The following is a 15570-nucleotide window of genomic DNA, read 5'->3' on the forward strand; positions in this document are numbered from 1 at the left end:
CTGGACATGCCCGCCTTCCCGCGACATCTGGAGCCTTCAATGCCCACCATCGTCGTCGACGTCATGCCCAAGTCTGAACTGCTCGACCCGCAGGGGAAGGCCGTCTCCGGCGCGTTCGCACGCCTCGGTGTGACCGACTTCAGCGACGTCCGCATCGGCAAGCGCTTTGAGCTCAAGGTCGATGGAGAAGTGACCGATGCCGTGCTCGCCGAAGCGAAGAAGATCGCCGATGAGGTGCTCTCGAACTCTGTGATCGAGGATGTCGTCGGCATCGAGGTCGTCCAGTGACGGTCCGCATCGGAGTCATCACCTGGCCAGGGTCGCTGGATGACCGCGACGCCCAGCGCGCCGTGCGTCTCGCCGGCGCCGAGCCGGTCGCACTCTGGCACGGTTCCCACGATCTTGAGGGCGTGGATGCACTCGTCCTGCCCGGCGGCTTCAGCTACGGCGATTACCTGCGCTCCGGCGCGATCGCTGCACTCTCGCCGATCATGGCCGAGGTCAAGGATGCCGCAGCCAAGGGCATGCCAGTGCTCGGCATCTGCAACGGCTTCCAGATGCTCGTCGAGGCGCATCTGCTGCCCGGCGGCCTGATCCGCAACGACCACCAGAACTTCGTGCGCCGGGATCAGAAGCTGATCGTCGAAGACACGACCTCAGCCTGGACCAATGAGTTCAGCCAGGGCCAGGAGATCATCATCCCGTTGAAGAACGGCGAGGGCGGCTACGTCGCTTCAGAGGACACCCTGGATCGCCTCGAGGGTGAGGGCCTAGTGGCCTTCCGCTACGCGGGGGTCAACCCGAACGGCTCGCTACGCGACATCGCCGGAGTCCGCAATGAGGCCGGAAACGTCGTCGGTCTCATGCCGCACCCCGAGCACGCCACCGAGCCTGGCTTCGGCCCCGACACCGCTAACGCCATGCGTAGCGGCATCGACGGCCTTGCATTCTTCACGAGCGCGATCGCCGCAGTCAGCCGCGTCGCCGCGTAATCTGTCCACGCCCAGGGCGGGTGCCGCGGCATCCGCCTGTTACATGTGTCGGAACCTGTTACACCTGTCGGACCTTTTTCCAGAAAGTGTCCGACAAGTGCAACACCCTCCTGCAGGCGTAACACAGCAGAACTAGATGCCGGCCGGCGGCCACACACCAATCAGCACGGCCATGATCACGATGGTGACGAGCTCGTGTGCGATGTTCAACGTGGTGAGAGACGTCGGACGCCCTTCGAACGCATCATGCGTGATGAACCGGGCCGCGGTGAACCCCGCCCACAGCAGGATCGACGTCACCACGGCCGCGCTGAAGAACGACCCCTCGTAGAAGTGCCAAGCGATGGCGGATGCTCCGGCAAGCACCCATGCCGTCACGAAGCTCACGAGAACCGTGGTGATGATCGGCCACAAAGCACCCCGGGCTGAGCCTTCCATATCGACCTTCGCCAGCCTCGCCCACCTCGTGCCGAACACCTTCGGTGTGTACCAGATCGACCCGACGACCATGCTTGAGAGCATGGCCAACAGCACCGCCCAGTAGTTGATCTCCGGAATCATGGTTCCTCCTCGAGAATCTGTGCGACTGAGCGTCGCCGTTGTCGCCGAGAGTACTCCCCCGCCCCGTTCGCGATCGATAGGCCCGCGGTGATCGATAGGCTGAAGGCGTGAGTCTCTTCGTCACCGTCCCCACTGCCCGCCTCGCCGAGAACATCGGCGCGCTGCCCAATGGCGTGGAACTCGAGGTCTGGGACATGAAGTCGCCTGCACCTCGCGAGCGCATCGACCTCGCGGTGACGCCCTACATGGGCGGCACGCAAGACCTCGGATCCCTCGGCGGCCTCGACATCGGCCTCGTGCAGAGCCAATCGATCGGGTATGACGGTGTGGTGGATATTCTTCCCGCCGGCATCCCGTTCGCGAATGCCGCCAGTGTGCATGAAACCTCCACCGCCGAGATCGCCCTGGCGCTGACGCTCGCGGCGCAACGGCAGTTCCCGCGGTTTGTGCTCGCCCAGCAGCACGGCGAGTGGTCACCGGTGTTCGCCGAGAGCCTGGCCGACCGCAAGGTGCTGCTGGTCGGATTTGGCGGCGTCGGCGAAGCGATCGCCGTGCGGCTCGAGCCGTTCGAGGTCGAATTGACCGTGGTCGCGCGCACCGCTCGCCCGGTGTGGCACGAGCGCCTTGGACGAGTGCAGGTGCACGCGATCGATGAGCTGCCCGCGCTGGTGAAGGACGCCGAGATCGTCATCCTCGCGCTTCCCGGCGGAGCCGAGACGCACCACCTGTTCGATGACACGCTCCTCGCCCTGATGCCCGACGGCGCACTGCTCGTAAACGTCGGGCGCGGCACGCTCGTCGACAGCGACGCGCTCGTCCGTCAGGACGGGCGCATCCGCGCAGCGTTGGACGTCGTCGACCCAGAGCCGCTCCCGGCGGAGCATCCGCTCTGGAAGACTGACGGCGTACTCATCTCGCCGCACGTTGGCGGCGCGTCCAGCGCGATGAACCCGCGCATCGCGCGCCTGGTCCGCAAGCAGATCGAGCGGATGCTGCGCGGCGAAGCTCCCGTCAATGTCGTCATCGGCGACTGATCACCGAACCGATTCGATCGGGCGCTCTAGCGTTTCTGTAAGCGCTTGCAGTAGGCTCGTCGCATGACAGAGCTTGAGCAGTCCGCCGCGCCCGGTTCCGAGTGGTGGCGCAGCGCCGTGATCTACCAGATCTACCCGCGTTCATTCGCCGATGCCTCCGGCGACGGAATCGGCGACTTGCCTGGCATCACCAGCCGTCTCGACGCGCTGCAGGATCTCGGCGTCGACGCGATCTGGTTGAGCCCGTTCATGACGAGCCCGCAGAAGGATGCCGGCTATGACGTCGCCGATTACCGTGACGTCGACCCCATCTTCGGCAATCTTGCCGACTTCGACGAGATGCTCGAGCAGGCTCACGCTCGCAGCATCCGCGTCATCGTCGACCTCGTTCCTAACCACTCCTCCGACCAGCACGTCTGGTTCCAGCAGGCACTGAAGGCAGCGCCTGGCAGCCCAGAGCGTGCGCGCTACATGTTCCGCGACGGCAAGGGCGAGAACGGTGAGCTGCCCCCGAACAACTGGGAGAGCGTCTTCGGCGGTGGCATGTGGGAGCGCGTGACCGAGGCCGATGGAACTCTCGGCCAGTGGTATCTGCACATCTTCGACCCGTCACAGCCCGACTTCGACTGGACCAACGAAGAGGTCCGCGAGGAGTTCCGCTCCGTCCTGTGTTTCTGGCTCGACCGTGGTGTCGACGGATTCCGAGTCGATGTCGCGCACGGCATGATCAAGGCCGACGGACTGCCCGACTACACGCCTCCGGCCGATGCAGGCTCGATGGGCGGCGTGGACGATGTGCCGTACTGGGGCCAGGACGGCGTCCACGACATCTACCGCGACTGGCACAACGTGCTCGCCGAGTACGACGGCGAGCGCGCGCTGTGCGGCGAGGCCTGGATGCCAACGCTCGAGCAGACCGCACTCTGGGTGCGTCCGGGCGAGATGCACCAGACGTTCAACTTCCCGTACATGATGACCGAGTGGGATGCCGAGCGCATTGGCGGCGTCATCCGCGATTCGCTGGAGCAGTTCGGCGATGTTGGCGCGCCCAGCACGTGGGTGCTTTCCAACCACGACGTCATCCGCCACGCCTCACGCCTCGCGCTCACAGCCGACAGCCCCCAGGGTGACGGCATCGGTCCGCTCTCTCCCGGCAAGCCCGACCAGGCGACCGGTCTTTCGCGCGCGCGCGCTGCGACCACCGTCATGCTCTCGCTCCCCGGCTCGTCATACCTCTACCAGGGTGAAGAGCTCGGACTCCCCGAGGCCATGGAGATCCCCGACGAGTTCCGTCAGGACCCGACCTGGTTCCGCACGGGCGGCAAGCGCTATGGCCGCGACGGTTGCCGCGTGCCGATCCCGTGGGAAGCGAATGCTCCCGCTTTCGGCTTCAACGACACCGGCGACGCCTGGCTGCCACAGCCGGCCGAGTGGGCGACGTTCGCTCGTGATGTCGAGGAGCCGAATGCCGCCTCCACCCTCAACCTCTACAAGGCACTGCTGCGCCTGCGTCGCGAACGCGCACTCGGCACCGGCTCGCTGGTGTGGGAAGACCTCGGCACGGACGCTGTCGCATTCCGTCGCGGCGACCTGCACGTGGCAGTGAACCTGGGTGATGCTCCGCTCGAACTCGGCGAAGGCGTGACGTTCGTCGTGCAGAGCCAGGCGTTCGACGGCACTGCGCTGCCCACGGACACCGCCGCCTGGTATCTGAAAGCCTGACCGCGGCGCATGGTCAGTATCGATGAGGTTGCGCAACTGGCCGGGGTCTCCACGGCAACGGTTTCGCGCGCGCTCAGCGGTCGCGGCTATGTGTCAGCAGCATCGCGTGAGCGAGTCCACGTAGCCGCGCAGTCGCTCGGCTACGTGGTCTCCTCACGCGCATCGAGCCTCGCGTCCGGCCGAACCAGGAACATCGGCGTCGTCGTGCCGTTCCTTGATCGCTGGTTCTTCAGCACCGTGCTCTCCGGAGTCTCCAGTGCCCTGATGCGCCATGGCTACGACATCACGCTCTACAACATCACCGCGGATGAGGACGCCCGCAAGGACGTATTCGAAACTGCGCTGCGCAGGCAGCGAGTGGATGCCGTGATCGCGGTGTCGATCGAGCTCGACGAAGCAGAAACCGCACGACTGCTCGCCCTTGGCCTGCCTGTCATCGCGATCGGTGGCCCGAACCCGAAGCTCGACACGCTCACCGTCGATGATTTCGCCCTCGCCAAGCTCGCCACCGAGCATCTGCTGGGCCTCGGCCACACTGAGATCGCGCATATCGGTGCGAACCCGGAGTTCGACATCGACTTCCACATCCCCACCAATCGTCGACTCGGTTTCGAGAAGGCGCTGGCGGATGCTGGAATCACCCCGAAACCCGCCCTGCTCGAACCAGCGGACTTCACTGTCGAGGGTGGCTATCGCGCCTGCAAGCAGTTGCTTGGGCGTCCGGGGGGCCGCCCAACTGCCGTGTTCGCGGCATCCGATGAGATGGCGGTCGGCGCCATCCTCGCCGCACGCGACCTCGGCTACCGCGTGCCCGAAGACCTGTCTGTGGTTGGGATCGACGGCCACGACCTGGGTCGTGTCTTCCGCCTCACCACTGTCGATCAGTTCCCCCTCAAGCAGGGTGAGCGGGCAGCGGATGCCGTGCTTGCCAGGTTGAGCGCCGATTCCGACGCGCCCCAGGAGCATGAGGCACTGCCTTTCGAACTCATCGTCCGTGGGACGACAGCGCGGCGCTGACGCAGCCTCCTCCGCCGCGTCCCCGCGCCGCGCATCACGAAATCAGGACGTTGTTCCGAGATCAAGATGAATCTGTTGAAACGTCCTGATCAGGGGGCATAATCCTGATCTCGGACGGGTGTCCCCGGCTCAGGCGGGCGGGAAGCCGCCGCTCAGTCGCCCATGGAACACTCCACTGGCATCGTTGAGCCCCACAAGTTCGACGGTCTTGCCGTGCTGGGTGTACTTGGTCTGAATCGCATCCAGAGCGGCGACGGTCGAGGCATCCCAGATGCGTGAGCGCGACAGGTCGATGACGATGTGCTCTGGGTCGTCGGCATACTCGAACTGTGTTGTCAGGTCGTTGCTGCTAGCGAAGAACAGCTGGCCGTCGACGATGTAGTGCGCGGTCTCCCCCTCCACCGTTCGTGCCACCGTCACGAAGTGGGCAACGCGTCTGACGAAGAGCACGGATGCCGTCATCACCCCGGCGATGACGCCGATGGCCAGATTGTGGGTGATGACGACGGCGAGAACGGTCACGAGCATGACTGCCGTCTCGCTCTTCGGCATCCGCTTCAGGGTCGACGGACGGATGCTGTGCCAGTCGAAAGCGCCGATCGCGACCATGACCATGACGGCGACGAGCGCGGCCATCGGGATCGTCGAGACGAAGTCGCCGAACACGACGACGAGCAAAAAGAGGAAGATTCCGGCGCAGAACGTCGAGATGCGCGTGCGCGCCCCTGATTCTTTGACGTTGATCATTGTCTGACCGATCACGGCACAGCCACCCATGCCGCCGAAGAATCCGGACAGCATGTTCGAGACGCCCTGCGCCCAGGCTTCACGCGTCTTACGGGAGTGCGTATCGGTGATCTCGTCGACAAGCTTGGCCGTCATCAGCGTCTCCATGAGGCCCACCACAGCGACGGCGAAAGCGAACGGGGCGATGATCGTGAACGTCTCCCATGTGAGCGGCACATTGGGGATGAACAGCTCCGGGAGGCTCTGCGGCAGCTCACCCTGGTCACCGACAGTCGGCACCCTGATCGCGAACACGATGACCACGGCCGTCACGATGATCACCGAGATCAGCGGCGCCGGGATGATCTTGGTGATCTTGGGCATAAAGATCATGACGAGGATGCCGAGTGCCACCAGCGGATACACCAGCCATGGCACGTTCAGCAGATGCGGCACCTGGGAACTGAACACGAAGATCGCGAGTGCATTGACGAACCCGGTCATCACGCTGCGCGGGATGAAGCGCATGAGCTTCGCAACCCCCAGCACCGCGAGCAGCACCTGGAAGACCCCAGCGAGCAGGATGGTGGCGATGAGGTAGTCCAGGCCGTAGGCCGGTGCCACCGGAGCAACCACGAGCGCGACGGCGCCGGTGGCCGCGGTGACCATCGCCGGGCGTCCGCCGAGGAACGCGATCGACACCGCCATGATGAACGATGAGAACAGGCCGACCTTTGGATCGACGCCAGCGATCACCGAGAACGCGATGGCCTCGGGGATGAGAGCGAGGCCCACAACGAGCCCAGCGAGGACTTCCCGCGTCAGCATCCGCGGGTTCTTCAACGCGGTGAGAACGGACGGATTCGCGCGATAGCGGGCGCGATCGTCAGCGGCAGTGGTCATGAAGACTCCAGAGTGAACGCCCCGAGTGGGGCAGATCCACTGTAGCCGGGGCCGCCGGAGCTCAACTCACCGTGAAGTCCGCCGTGAGCAGCACCTCGTCCCGCGAACTCGGCCCCACCAGCAGCTCGAACGTGCCCGCCTCGACAACCCGGTTGCCCGCGGCATCCACGAGCGTGCACTCCGCGACCGGCAGATCCAGCCGCACACGCGCGGATTCCCCCGGCTGCAGCGACACCTGGCGGTAGGTCTTGAGCTCCTTGTCGGTCCAGCTCACGCTCGTGATGGCGTCCCGCACATAGACCTGCACCGTCTCGATCGTCGGACGCTCACCGGTGTTGGTCACCGTCACATGCGCAACGACAGTGTCGGATGCCGCGAGTGCCGGCTCCTCGACGGCGAGATCGGAATACGAAACCGTCGTGTACGACAGCCCTTCCCCGAACGCCCACGCTGGCGACTGGGTGAGGTCGGCGTAGCGGTCACCATGCTGGCCGCGAATTTGGTTGTAGTACGTCGGCTGCTGCCCGGCGTGCCTGGCGAACGAGATCGGCAGACGGCCGGTCGGCTCGACCCTGCCGGTGAGCAGCTCGGCGATCGCGCGCCCGCCCTGCATGCCAGGGTTCGCAACCCAAAGCACTGCTGCGGCGCGCGAGACGGATGCCGGCAGCACGAGCGGCTTCGACGCAAGCAATACGACGACCACGGGGGTGTCGGCCTCGACCAGTGCGTCGAGCAGTGCGTTCTGTCCGCCGAGAAGCTCGAGCGTTGCGGTCGAGCGGGCCTCTCCGTACAGCCCCCGCGCATCGCCGACCACGGCGACGACGACATCCGCAGAGGATGCCGCGGCCACAGCCTCGGCGATTTGCGCCTCGTTGGGCTCGCACGCCTGCACGATCGGCGGTCGCGGCTGACCGTCCGGCCAGGTCTCCCCGCGCGGGTCGGGCTCGAGGGTGATGATATCTGCACCTCTGGCATGCACCACCTCCCACGGCGCGACCTCGCGCAGCCCGTCGAGCACGGTCGTGATCATCTCGCGCGGCTGCCCATCCAGCCACCCGGCCTGACCTGACCCACCGGCCCAATCACCAAGCTGCTCCTGCGCATCATCCGCGAGTGGTCCGACGACGGCGACGCGCTTCACGGTCGAAGGCGACAGCGGCTCGCCAGGCGCAGCCGACGAAAGCGGCAGCAGCCCGTCGTTCTCCAACAGCACGAGCGAGCGGCGCGCCATTTCGAGGTTCAGCGCTGCGTGCGCGGCACTGCCAACCACGGCTTCCACCTCGTCTGAGGGTAGCCGCGGGTTTTCGAACAGACCCAGCTCGAACTTCAGCGTCAGGATCCGTTCGACAGCGACATCGAAGGAGTTCTCATCCAGCAGGCCGTGTGCGACGGCATCCAGGGCGCCTTCGAAGAAGGTCGGCGTGTTCATGACCATGTCGTTGCCGGCCTTCACCGCGGCGGCCGCAGCGTGCATGATGTCGGGCTGCACATGCTGTTCCCACACCATCCGGCCGACGTTGTCCCAGTCGGTGATGAGCGTGCCGGTGTACCCCCACTCGCCACGCAGCACGTCGCTGAGCAACCAGTCGTTGATGGTGATCGGGACGCCGTCGGTGCTCTGATATCCGAGCATGAAGGTGCGGCATCCTTCCCGCGCGACGCGCTCGAATGGCGGCAGGAACCACGAACGGAGCTTGCGGCGCGAGATGTCCGCCTCGCTGGCGTCTCGGCCTCCCTGGGTCTCGGAGTATCCGGCGAAGTGCTTGGCCGAGGCGAGGATCGCGGTCGGATCGTCGAGTCCCTCGCCTTGATAGCCCCGCACCATCGCAGAGGCAAGCTCGCCGATCAGGAACGGGTCCTCGCCGAATGTCTCGTTCACGCGCCCCCAGCGGAGGTCCCTGGCGATGCAGAGAACCGGTGAGAACGTCCAGTGGATGCCGGTGGCTGCCACCTCGACCGCGGTTGCACGGGCGACGCGCTCGATGAGCGAAGCATCCCATGAAGAAGCCATCCCGAGCTGGGTCGGATAGATCGTCGCACCCGGCCAGAAAGAGTGGCCGTGGATGCAGTCCTCACCGACGATCAGCGGGATGCGCAACCGTGTCTCGGCCGTCAGCTCGTTCGCGCGGAAGAGGCGCTCAGGGGAGGTGTGCAGGATCGATCCAACTGAGCGCCGCAACACATGGTCGTCGAGATCGTCACGCGCATCGAGCTGCAGCATCTGCCCGATCTTCTCCTCGAGCGTCATGCGCCCGAGCAGGTCTGCCACCCGCTCCGGAACCGAAACGGCCGGGTCGAGGTACGTCGCGGTCTGGGTCTGAGAGATCATCGATTCGCGTTCTGTGTGGTGGCGGTCGTGCGGACGGCGGTGACGGCGTCGTTGACGTCGAGACCCTTCTTCTTCATGGCGCGGGCGCGTTCGCCGGCGGAACGCAACCGCGGATTGACGTATTCGTCGATGCCGAAGTTGATCAGAGACAGCGCGACGCCGATGGCAGCGATGCAGAGCCCAGGAGGCATGTACCACCACCACTGATTCTGGCCAAAGGCGCCCTGCGCCGACGCCCAGTTCAGGATCGTCCCCCAGTTGTACGTGGTCATCGGGATCACACCGATGTACGACAGCGTCGTCAGTCCCAGGATGGCGGCGGTCACCGTGCCGACGAAGCTCGCTGCGATCAGCGCCATGAGGTTCGGTAGCATCTCGACGGTGATGATGCGTCGCAGCGGCTCGCCGTTGGCTCGGGCGGCCTGAACGAAATCGCGGTTGCGCAGCGACATGGTCTGCGCGCGCAGTACTCGGGCACCCCACGCCCATCCGGTGAGCCCCAACACCCCGGCAATGAGCACCAGGGGCGGGTCTTCGAACAGCGAAGAGACGATGATGATGAGCGGAAGACCGGGGATCACCAGGAACACGTTGGTCAGCGCCGACAGCGCCTCGCTCTTCCAACCGGAGAGGTATCCGGCTATCACGCCGACGGTGATTGCGATGATCGTGGCGATCAGCGCGGCGAGAAAGCCGACGACGATGACACCGCGGGTTCCGTGGATCACCTGGCTGAGCACGTCCTCTCCGATATGTGTCGTCCCCAGCCAGTGCGTTGCGGAGGGCGGCTGCAACCGAGCCGAGTTGTCGATCTGCGTGGGCGAGAACGGTGCGAGAACATCGGCAAAGATCGCGACGAGCACGAAGAACGCGAGAATCGACAGGCCCGTGATCGACTTCGCGTTGCGGAACATCGCGAAGGCACCGGCGGTCTTCGTCAGGAATGTGTTGGTAGTCATCGTTCAGGCCTCCGTCTGGCGCGTGCGCGGGTCGAGGAACGCGTAGGCGATGTCGGCGAGGATGTTCGCCACCAGCACCGAGAGGGTGAGGACGAGGAAAACGCCCTGCATCAGCGCATAGTCCTTCGCATTCGTGGCATCCAGAAGGAGCTTGCCGACGCCGGGATAGCTGAAGACCATCTCCATCACGATCGTGCCGCCGACGATGAATCCGATCGACAGCGCGAAGCTCTGGATCTGCGGAAGCACGGCGTTGCGGGCGGCGTAGCGCCACAACACACGCCGGTGCGGCATGCCCTTGGCCTGCGCGACGGTGATGTAGTCCTCGTCGAGAACGGTGAGCATCATGTTCCGCATCCCGAGCATCCATCCGCCGAGCGAGGCGATGACGATGGTCGCAGCGGGAAGCGCGCCGTGGTGGATCACCTGGCCGATGAACTCCAGGTTCCAGCCGGGCACCATCCCCACGCCATAGGCCTTGCCGATCGGGAACCAGCCGAGATTCACCGAGAAGACGGCGATCGCGAGCAGACCCAGCCAGAAGTAAGGGATGGTGCTGAGGAACGTGGTAATCGGGATGAAAGCCTCCAGGCGGCTCCCCCGGCGCCATCCGATGATCGCACCGCCGATCGTGCCGATCGCGAAGGAGACGATCGTCGCGAAACCGACCAGGCCGATCGTCCACGGCAGCGCCTGGCTGATCACCTCGGTTACCGGGCGCAGGCCATGCAGCAGCGAGACGCCGAGGTCGCCGCGCAGCAGCAATCCCCAGTACTCGAGATACTGCTGAAACAGGCTCTTGTCGGTGTCCAAGCCGAGGAGCGCACGCAGCGCATCCGCCGCTTCAGGCGAGACGTCGCGGTTGCGGGACAGATACTGGCTGACCGCGTCTCCCTTCATCATGCGCGGCAGGAAGAAGTTGATCGTGAGAGCCGCCCACAGCGTGAACAGGTAGAACGCGGCACGTCCACCAAGGAAGCGCCACGGGATGCGTGATCGACCGGCGATCACCTTCGTCGCCGTGGTTCCGATCTCGACGCCGTCGACGGGCTGCTGATCGACGGAATGCTGGTCGGTGGGATACCGGTCGGTGACGGGCAACTGGGGTTCGACGGCGGTCATCGTGCACCTCCGATGGTGTCGGCGAAGAATCGCTCAGGGTCAGGGGATGCTGCGCGCAGCTCCTGGGTGTACGGGTCCTTCGGACGCAGGATGACGTCGTCGGCCGGGCCATGCTCGACGACCCGACCCTGATTGAGCACCATGATCTCGTCACTGAAGTGGCGGGCGGTGGCGAGGTCATGCGTGATGTACAGCACACCCAACCCCTCCTCGCGCTGCAGGTCGGCGAGCAGGTTCAGCACTCCGAGACGGATGGAGACGTCGAGCATCGACACCGGTTCGTCAGCGACGAGGATCGAAGGATGGGATGCCAGCGCTCGAGCGATCGCGACGCGCTGACGCTGCCCGCCGGAGAGCTCATGCGGACGGCGATCGATCACGGTATCCGGATCCAGCCGCACGCGTTCGAGCAGACGGCGCACCTCCGCCTCGGTCTCCTCCTTCGGCACTACGGCGTCCAGACGCAGCGGGCGCTCCAGGTGGTAGCGGATCGAGTGGTACGGGTTGAGGGACGCGAAGGGGTCTTGGAAGACCATGCGCAGCTGCTGTCGATAGGTGCGAAGGCCCTTGCCGCGGCGTGGGATGGGCATGCCGTCGAGCAGTACTTCACCGCTGGTCGGCCTTTCCAACTGGGTGAGGATCTTCGCGATTGTCGACTTGCCGCTGCCGGACTGGCCGACAAGGCCCAGCGTCCGTCCGGACTCCAGCGTGAAGCTGACGTCGGAGAGCGCGGCGATCTGCCCTGCGCCCCGCACGTTGTAGACCTTCGTGATGTTTCGGACCTGGAGAATGCTCATCTGAGAACCACTCCCTTCTCTCCGGTGAGGCGCGGGAATGATGACAGCAGCGTCTGCGTGTACTCGTCCTGCGGAGCGTTCCAGATGCGCTCCGCGGTGTCGAGCTCAACGATCTCGCCCGCGCGCATGATCGCGATGCGGTCACTGATCTCCAACAGCAGCGGAAGGTCGTGTGTGATGAAAATCACCGAGAATCCGAACGCTTCGCGAAGCTGCGAGATCTGACGCAGGATCTCGCGCTGGACGAGCACGTCCAGCGCGGTCGTCGGCTCATCCATCACCATCAGCTGCGGTCGGAGTGCCAGCGCCATCGCGATCATCACGCGCTGACGCATACCGCCGGAGAGCTCGTGCGGGAAGGAACGGATGCGCTGGGCGCCCACCTTGACGATCTCAAGCAGTTCTATGACGGCCTCGCGGCGCTCCCGCCTGCTCATGCCAGGGCGATGAATCTCGAAGACGTCCTCGAGTTGGGAGCCGATCGTGGCGACGGGATTGAGCGCGTTCATCGCTCCCTGGAAGACCATCGAGATCTTGTCCCAGCGGAACCGGCGCATCTGCTCGGCATCGAGGGTGCCGACGTCGATGTCGTCACCCGTCCCATCATGGAAGGTGACGGATCCGCTCGTGATCACCGCTGGCGCCTTGAGGAGTCGCTGGATGCCGTAGGCGAGGGTGGTCTTGCCGCATCCGGATTCTCCGGCAAGGCCGAGAATCTCGCCGCGTTGCAGTTCGAGACTGACGTTCTTCACCGCCGCCACGGGCGGGTCCACGTCGTACACGACCGAGAAGTCGCGAACGGAAAGCAGGGGGTCTGACATGGGTATCACTTTCATGCCCACCACACCGCGAGACTTCACGTATGTCACGGAATCCGAGGAAAACGGTGACATACGCGAAGTCTCGCGGGAGGGTTTAGGACGTGGGGGTCAGGGCCGTCAGGATCTGGACGATTCCGGGCTGGGTCGGGTCGGCTGAGGCGTACTGATCGTCGTCGGTCGGCCACCCGGTGTAGTTGCGGGTGTTGTACTGCCCGAGCAACGGGTGCGAACCGAGCGGGATCGCCGGCACGTTCTCAGCGAAGGCCGTCTCCATCACCGTCAGAGCGGCTGCGCGATCCTCGTCAGAGGAGGCGTTCGCGTAGGTATTCAGTGCCTCGGTGACCTTCGGGTCATCGAAACGGCCAAAGTTGAACTGCGCCTTGTCGTCGACGATCCACTTGGGGTCCATCGTCGAGGTGTAGAGACCATAGGCGTTGCCGGTGTCCTCGAGCCAGTGGATGATCGCCTGGAACGTGCCCTCTTGGCGTGCGACATCCCAGCCGCCCCAGTCGGGCTGGTCGATCTTGACTTCGATGCCAAGGCCCTCGTCGAGCTCTTCCGCGATGAGTGCCTGCTCGGTGTTCCAGTCGCTCCATCCGGCGGGGACCGAGATCGAGAAGGACACTGCCTCGCCGTCGGGGTCGATCAGATCTTCGTCCTTCCAGGTGTAGCCGGCATCTGTGAGGATCTGCTTCGCCTTGTCGATGTCGACGGAGTAGTCAGTGCCCTGGTACTCAGGGATGATCTCGTCTTCGAGCAGGGATCCGAGTCCCGTCGCGTTCCAGATGACCTCGCTCGCGCCCTCACGGGCGATGTCGACGTAGGCCTGCCGATCGATCGTCCACGCCAGAGCTTCGCGAAGTGCCGGATCGTTGAACGGCTTGGTCTGCAGGTTGAAGAACAGCGTTCCGGCACCGGCCGTCGATGAGACGAGGTAGTGGTTGTCCTCATCGACTGCGAGGTAGCTGTCCTCGATCTGCGGGATGAACGCCTGCGCCCAGTCCGCTTCGCCGGATGCGAGCGCAGTTGTGAGTGCGGCGTTGTCGCCGTAAGAGACGTAGTGCAGTTCGGGGACCGCGAGCTCGCCGCCCCAGTAGTCGTCGTTCGCGGCGAGGGTGACTGATTCCGTGGTCCAGCTCGACAGCGTGTATGGGCCAGTGCCGACGACGAGCCCTTCATCGGTGAGCGGGTCGGTATTGGGGTCTTCGATGTTCTCCCAGACATGCTTGGGCACGATCGGGGTGTGCAGCACGCGTGACTGTGCGATGTACTTCGAGTCGGCGAAGTTCAGAGTGATCGCATCGCCGTCGACGGTGGCGCCGGTGTACTTGAGCCCCTGCGAATCGGTGAGCTTGCCGCTGAGGAACTGATCGAACGTGAAGATGATGTCATCGCCGGTGAAGGGTTCGCCGTCACTCCAGTTGACTCCGCTGCGGGGCACGACCGTGACCGCCGTGTAGTCGTCATTCCATTCGACCGATTCGGCCAGCCACGGAGTGGTGCCGAGGTCACCCGTCGGGTTGACGAGAGCGAGTGGCTCGAAGATCGCCTTCGCGTAGCCGTACTTCGAGGCGGAGGAGTCGCCGAGGTAAGGGTTGTGCGATTCGGTGGTGATCGCGCCGTCTGGCTTGGCGATAGTGAGCGCCGCGCGGGCGCCGTTCGAGTTGGAGCCGTTTGAGCTGGAGCCGTCGGAGGACGGCGAGGCGCAGCCGGCGAGGACGCCGGTGCTGAGGGCGGCGATCGCGCCGATGGCGATCAGAGATCTACTGAGCTTCATTGCTTCTCCTTGGACACGGTCTTTGTGCAGGGGGGTTTTTGCTTACTCATGAGAAAGTAAACTTCAGTGAGATTACCTACAAGTCAGTAAGCTTTGCAAGTACCCTTTGCCAGACCGTTACACTCGCCCAAGGAGGATGCCGTGGCAACTGATTCATCGGAGACGCGAACGCGCCCCGCCACGCTCGAGAAGCGCACCGAGATCCTGAAGGCCGCGATCGAGATCTTCGGCAACAAGGGGTCGACGAACGGCACCCTCTCCGACGTCGCGGAGCAGGTCGGGATGACGCACGCCGGGGTACTTCACCACTTCGGCTCGAAGCAGAAGCTGCTGCTCGAGGTACTCGCTTTCCGCGATCAGGACGATGTCGCCGAGCTGCTCGAGAAGCACATCCCTGGCGGGGCAGAGCTGTTTCTGCACCTCGTTCGCACGGCATTCACCAATGCCCAGCGGCCAGGCATCGTGCAGGCGTACACGGTGCTCTCTGCAGAGTCTGTGACCGACGGTCACGCGGCGCGCGACTTCTTCGAGGATCGCTACACGACTCTGCGTCGTGAGGTCTCAACGGCCTTCCACGCGCTGTGCGCACAGGAGGGCGTGATCGAGCCGGGCACGATCGCGGCTGCTTCCGCTTCGATCCTCGCGGTGATGGATGGGCTGCAGCTGCAGTGGCTGCTGCATCCGGATGTTGTCGAACTCGGCGAGGCGAGCGAGTTCGCGATCCGTGCGATCGTGAATGGGGTGCTGCGTCCAGGGCCGGAGCTGCAAAGTTACGTCGTCGCGGCATCCTGATCCCGGCATCGCACAGAT

Annotated in this window: 14 protein-coding genes; 6 read left to right on the plus strand and 8 right to left on the minus strand. The window is 64.7% G+C overall.

Annotated features, from left to right (window positions below; translation table 11 throughout):
- Positions 1 to 39 precede the first annotated feature (39 nt).
- Complete coding sequence (gene purS, locus AC1C2Q_RS07935; protein ID WP_495430542.1) at positions 40 to 288, plus strand: phosphoribosylformylglycinamidine synthase subunit PurS; 249 nt, start codon at positions 40 to 42, stop codon at positions 286 to 288.
- Positions 285 to 992, plus strand: a complete 708-nt coding sequence (gene purQ, locus AC1C2Q_RS07940; RefSeq protein WP_495430543.1) for a phosphoribosylformylglycinamidine synthase subunit PurQ — start codon at positions 285 to 287, stop codon at positions 990 to 992. The genes purS and purQ overlap by 4 nt, the downstream gene beginning before the upstream one ends.
- 132 nt (positions 993 to 1124) lie before the next feature.
- Here the strand turns inward: purQ and AC1C2Q_RS07945 are convergent, their stop codons facing one another.
- Positions 1125 to 1553 carry a DUF1761 domain-containing protein gene (locus AC1C2Q_RS07945; RefSeq protein ID WP_495449648.1) on the minus strand — a complete coding sequence of 143 codons (429 nt, stop codon included), beginning with the start codon at positions 1551 to 1553 and terminating at the stop codon, positions 1125 to 1127.
- Between the two features lie 107 nt (positions 1554 to 1660).
- On the opposite strand from AC1C2Q_RS07945, the gene AC1C2Q_RS07950 reads away from it, so the two are divergent.
- From AC1C2Q_RS07950 to AC1C2Q_RS07960, 3 genes are all read left to right on the plus strand, one after another.
- Positions 1661 to 2587 carry a 2-hydroxyacid dehydrogenase gene (locus AC1C2Q_RS07950; RefSeq protein WP_495449649.1) on the plus strand — a complete coding sequence of 309 codons (927 nt, stop codon included), beginning with the start codon at positions 1661 to 1663 and terminating at the stop codon, positions 2585 to 2587.
- A 63-nt stretch (positions 2588 to 2650) separates the two neighbouring features.
- Positions 2651 to 4309, plus strand: a complete 1659-nt coding sequence (locus tag AC1C2Q_RS07955; RefSeq protein ID WP_495449650.1) for a glycoside hydrolase family 13 protein — start codon at positions 2651 to 2653, stop codon at positions 4307 to 4309.
- A gap of 9 nt (positions 4310 to 4318) precedes the next feature.
- Positions 4319 to 5326: a LacI family DNA-binding transcriptional regulator gene (locus AC1C2Q_RS07960; protein WP_495449651.1), complete on the plus strand. Its 1008-nt coding sequence runs from the start codon at positions 4319 to 4321 to the stop codon at positions 5324 to 5326.
- 129 nt (positions 5327 to 5455) lie between these two features.
- Here the strand turns inward: AC1C2Q_RS07960 and AC1C2Q_RS07965 are convergent, their stop codons facing one another.
- The 7 genes from AC1C2Q_RS07965 to AC1C2Q_RS07995 form a co-directional block, all read right to left on the minus strand.
- Positions 5456 to 6955: a SulP family inorganic anion transporter gene (locus AC1C2Q_RS07965; protein WP_495449652.1), complete on the minus strand. Its 1500-nt coding sequence runs from the start codon at positions 6953 to 6955 to the stop codon at positions 5456 to 5458.
- A 61-nt stretch (positions 6956 to 7016) separates the two neighbouring features.
- Positions 7017 to 9284 carry an exo-beta-d-1,3/1,6-glucosidase gene (locus AC1C2Q_RS07970; RefSeq protein WP_495449653.1) on the minus strand — a complete coding sequence of 756 codons (2268 nt, stop codon included), beginning with the start codon at positions 9282 to 9284 and terminating at the stop codon, positions 7017 to 7019.
- Positions 9281 to 10243 (minus strand): ABC transporter permease, encoded by a 963-nt coding sequence (locus AC1C2Q_RS07975; RefSeq protein ID WP_495449654.1) that lies wholly within the window; start codon positions 10241 to 10243, stop codon positions 9281 to 9283. Before AC1C2Q_RS07975 ends, AC1C2Q_RS07970 begins: the two co-directional genes overlap by 4 nt.
- 3 nt (positions 10244 to 10246) lie before the next feature.
- A complete protein-coding gene (locus AC1C2Q_RS07980) occupies positions 10247 to 11365 on the minus strand; it encodes an ABC transporter permease (protein WP_495430551.1) in 1119 nt (372 codons plus the stop codon).
- The gene (locus tag AC1C2Q_RS07985; RefSeq protein ID WP_495449655.1) at positions 11362 to 12162 is read right to left on the minus strand and encodes an ABC transporter ATP-binding protein; all 801 of its coding nucleotides are present in this window, start codon (positions 12160 to 12162) and stop codon (positions 11362 to 11364) included. Before AC1C2Q_RS07985 ends, AC1C2Q_RS07980 begins: the two co-directional genes overlap by 4 nt.
- On the minus strand, positions 12159 to 12983 hold the full coding sequence (locus AC1C2Q_RS07990) for an ABC transporter ATP-binding protein (protein WP_495449656.1): 825 nt from the start codon (positions 12981 to 12983) through the stop codon (positions 12159 to 12161). The genes AC1C2Q_RS07985 and AC1C2Q_RS07990 overlap by 4 nt, the downstream gene beginning before the upstream one ends.
- Positions 12984 to 13077: 94 nt before the next feature.
- Positions 13078 to 14760, minus strand: a complete 1683-nt coding sequence (locus AC1C2Q_RS07995) for an ABC transporter substrate-binding protein (protein ID WP_495449657.1) — start codon at positions 14758 to 14760, stop codon at positions 13078 to 13080.
- 141 nt (positions 14761 to 14901) lie between these two features.
- On the opposite strand from AC1C2Q_RS07995, the gene AC1C2Q_RS08000 reads away from it, so the two are divergent.
- Complete coding sequence (locus AC1C2Q_RS08000) at positions 14902 to 15552, plus strand: TetR/AcrR family transcriptional regulator (protein ID WP_495449658.1); 651 nt, start codon at positions 14902 to 14904, stop codon at positions 15550 to 15552.
- Positions 15553 to 15570 lie beyond the last annotated feature (18 nt).

The organism is Microbacterium sp. Y356 (assembly GCF_059445355.1).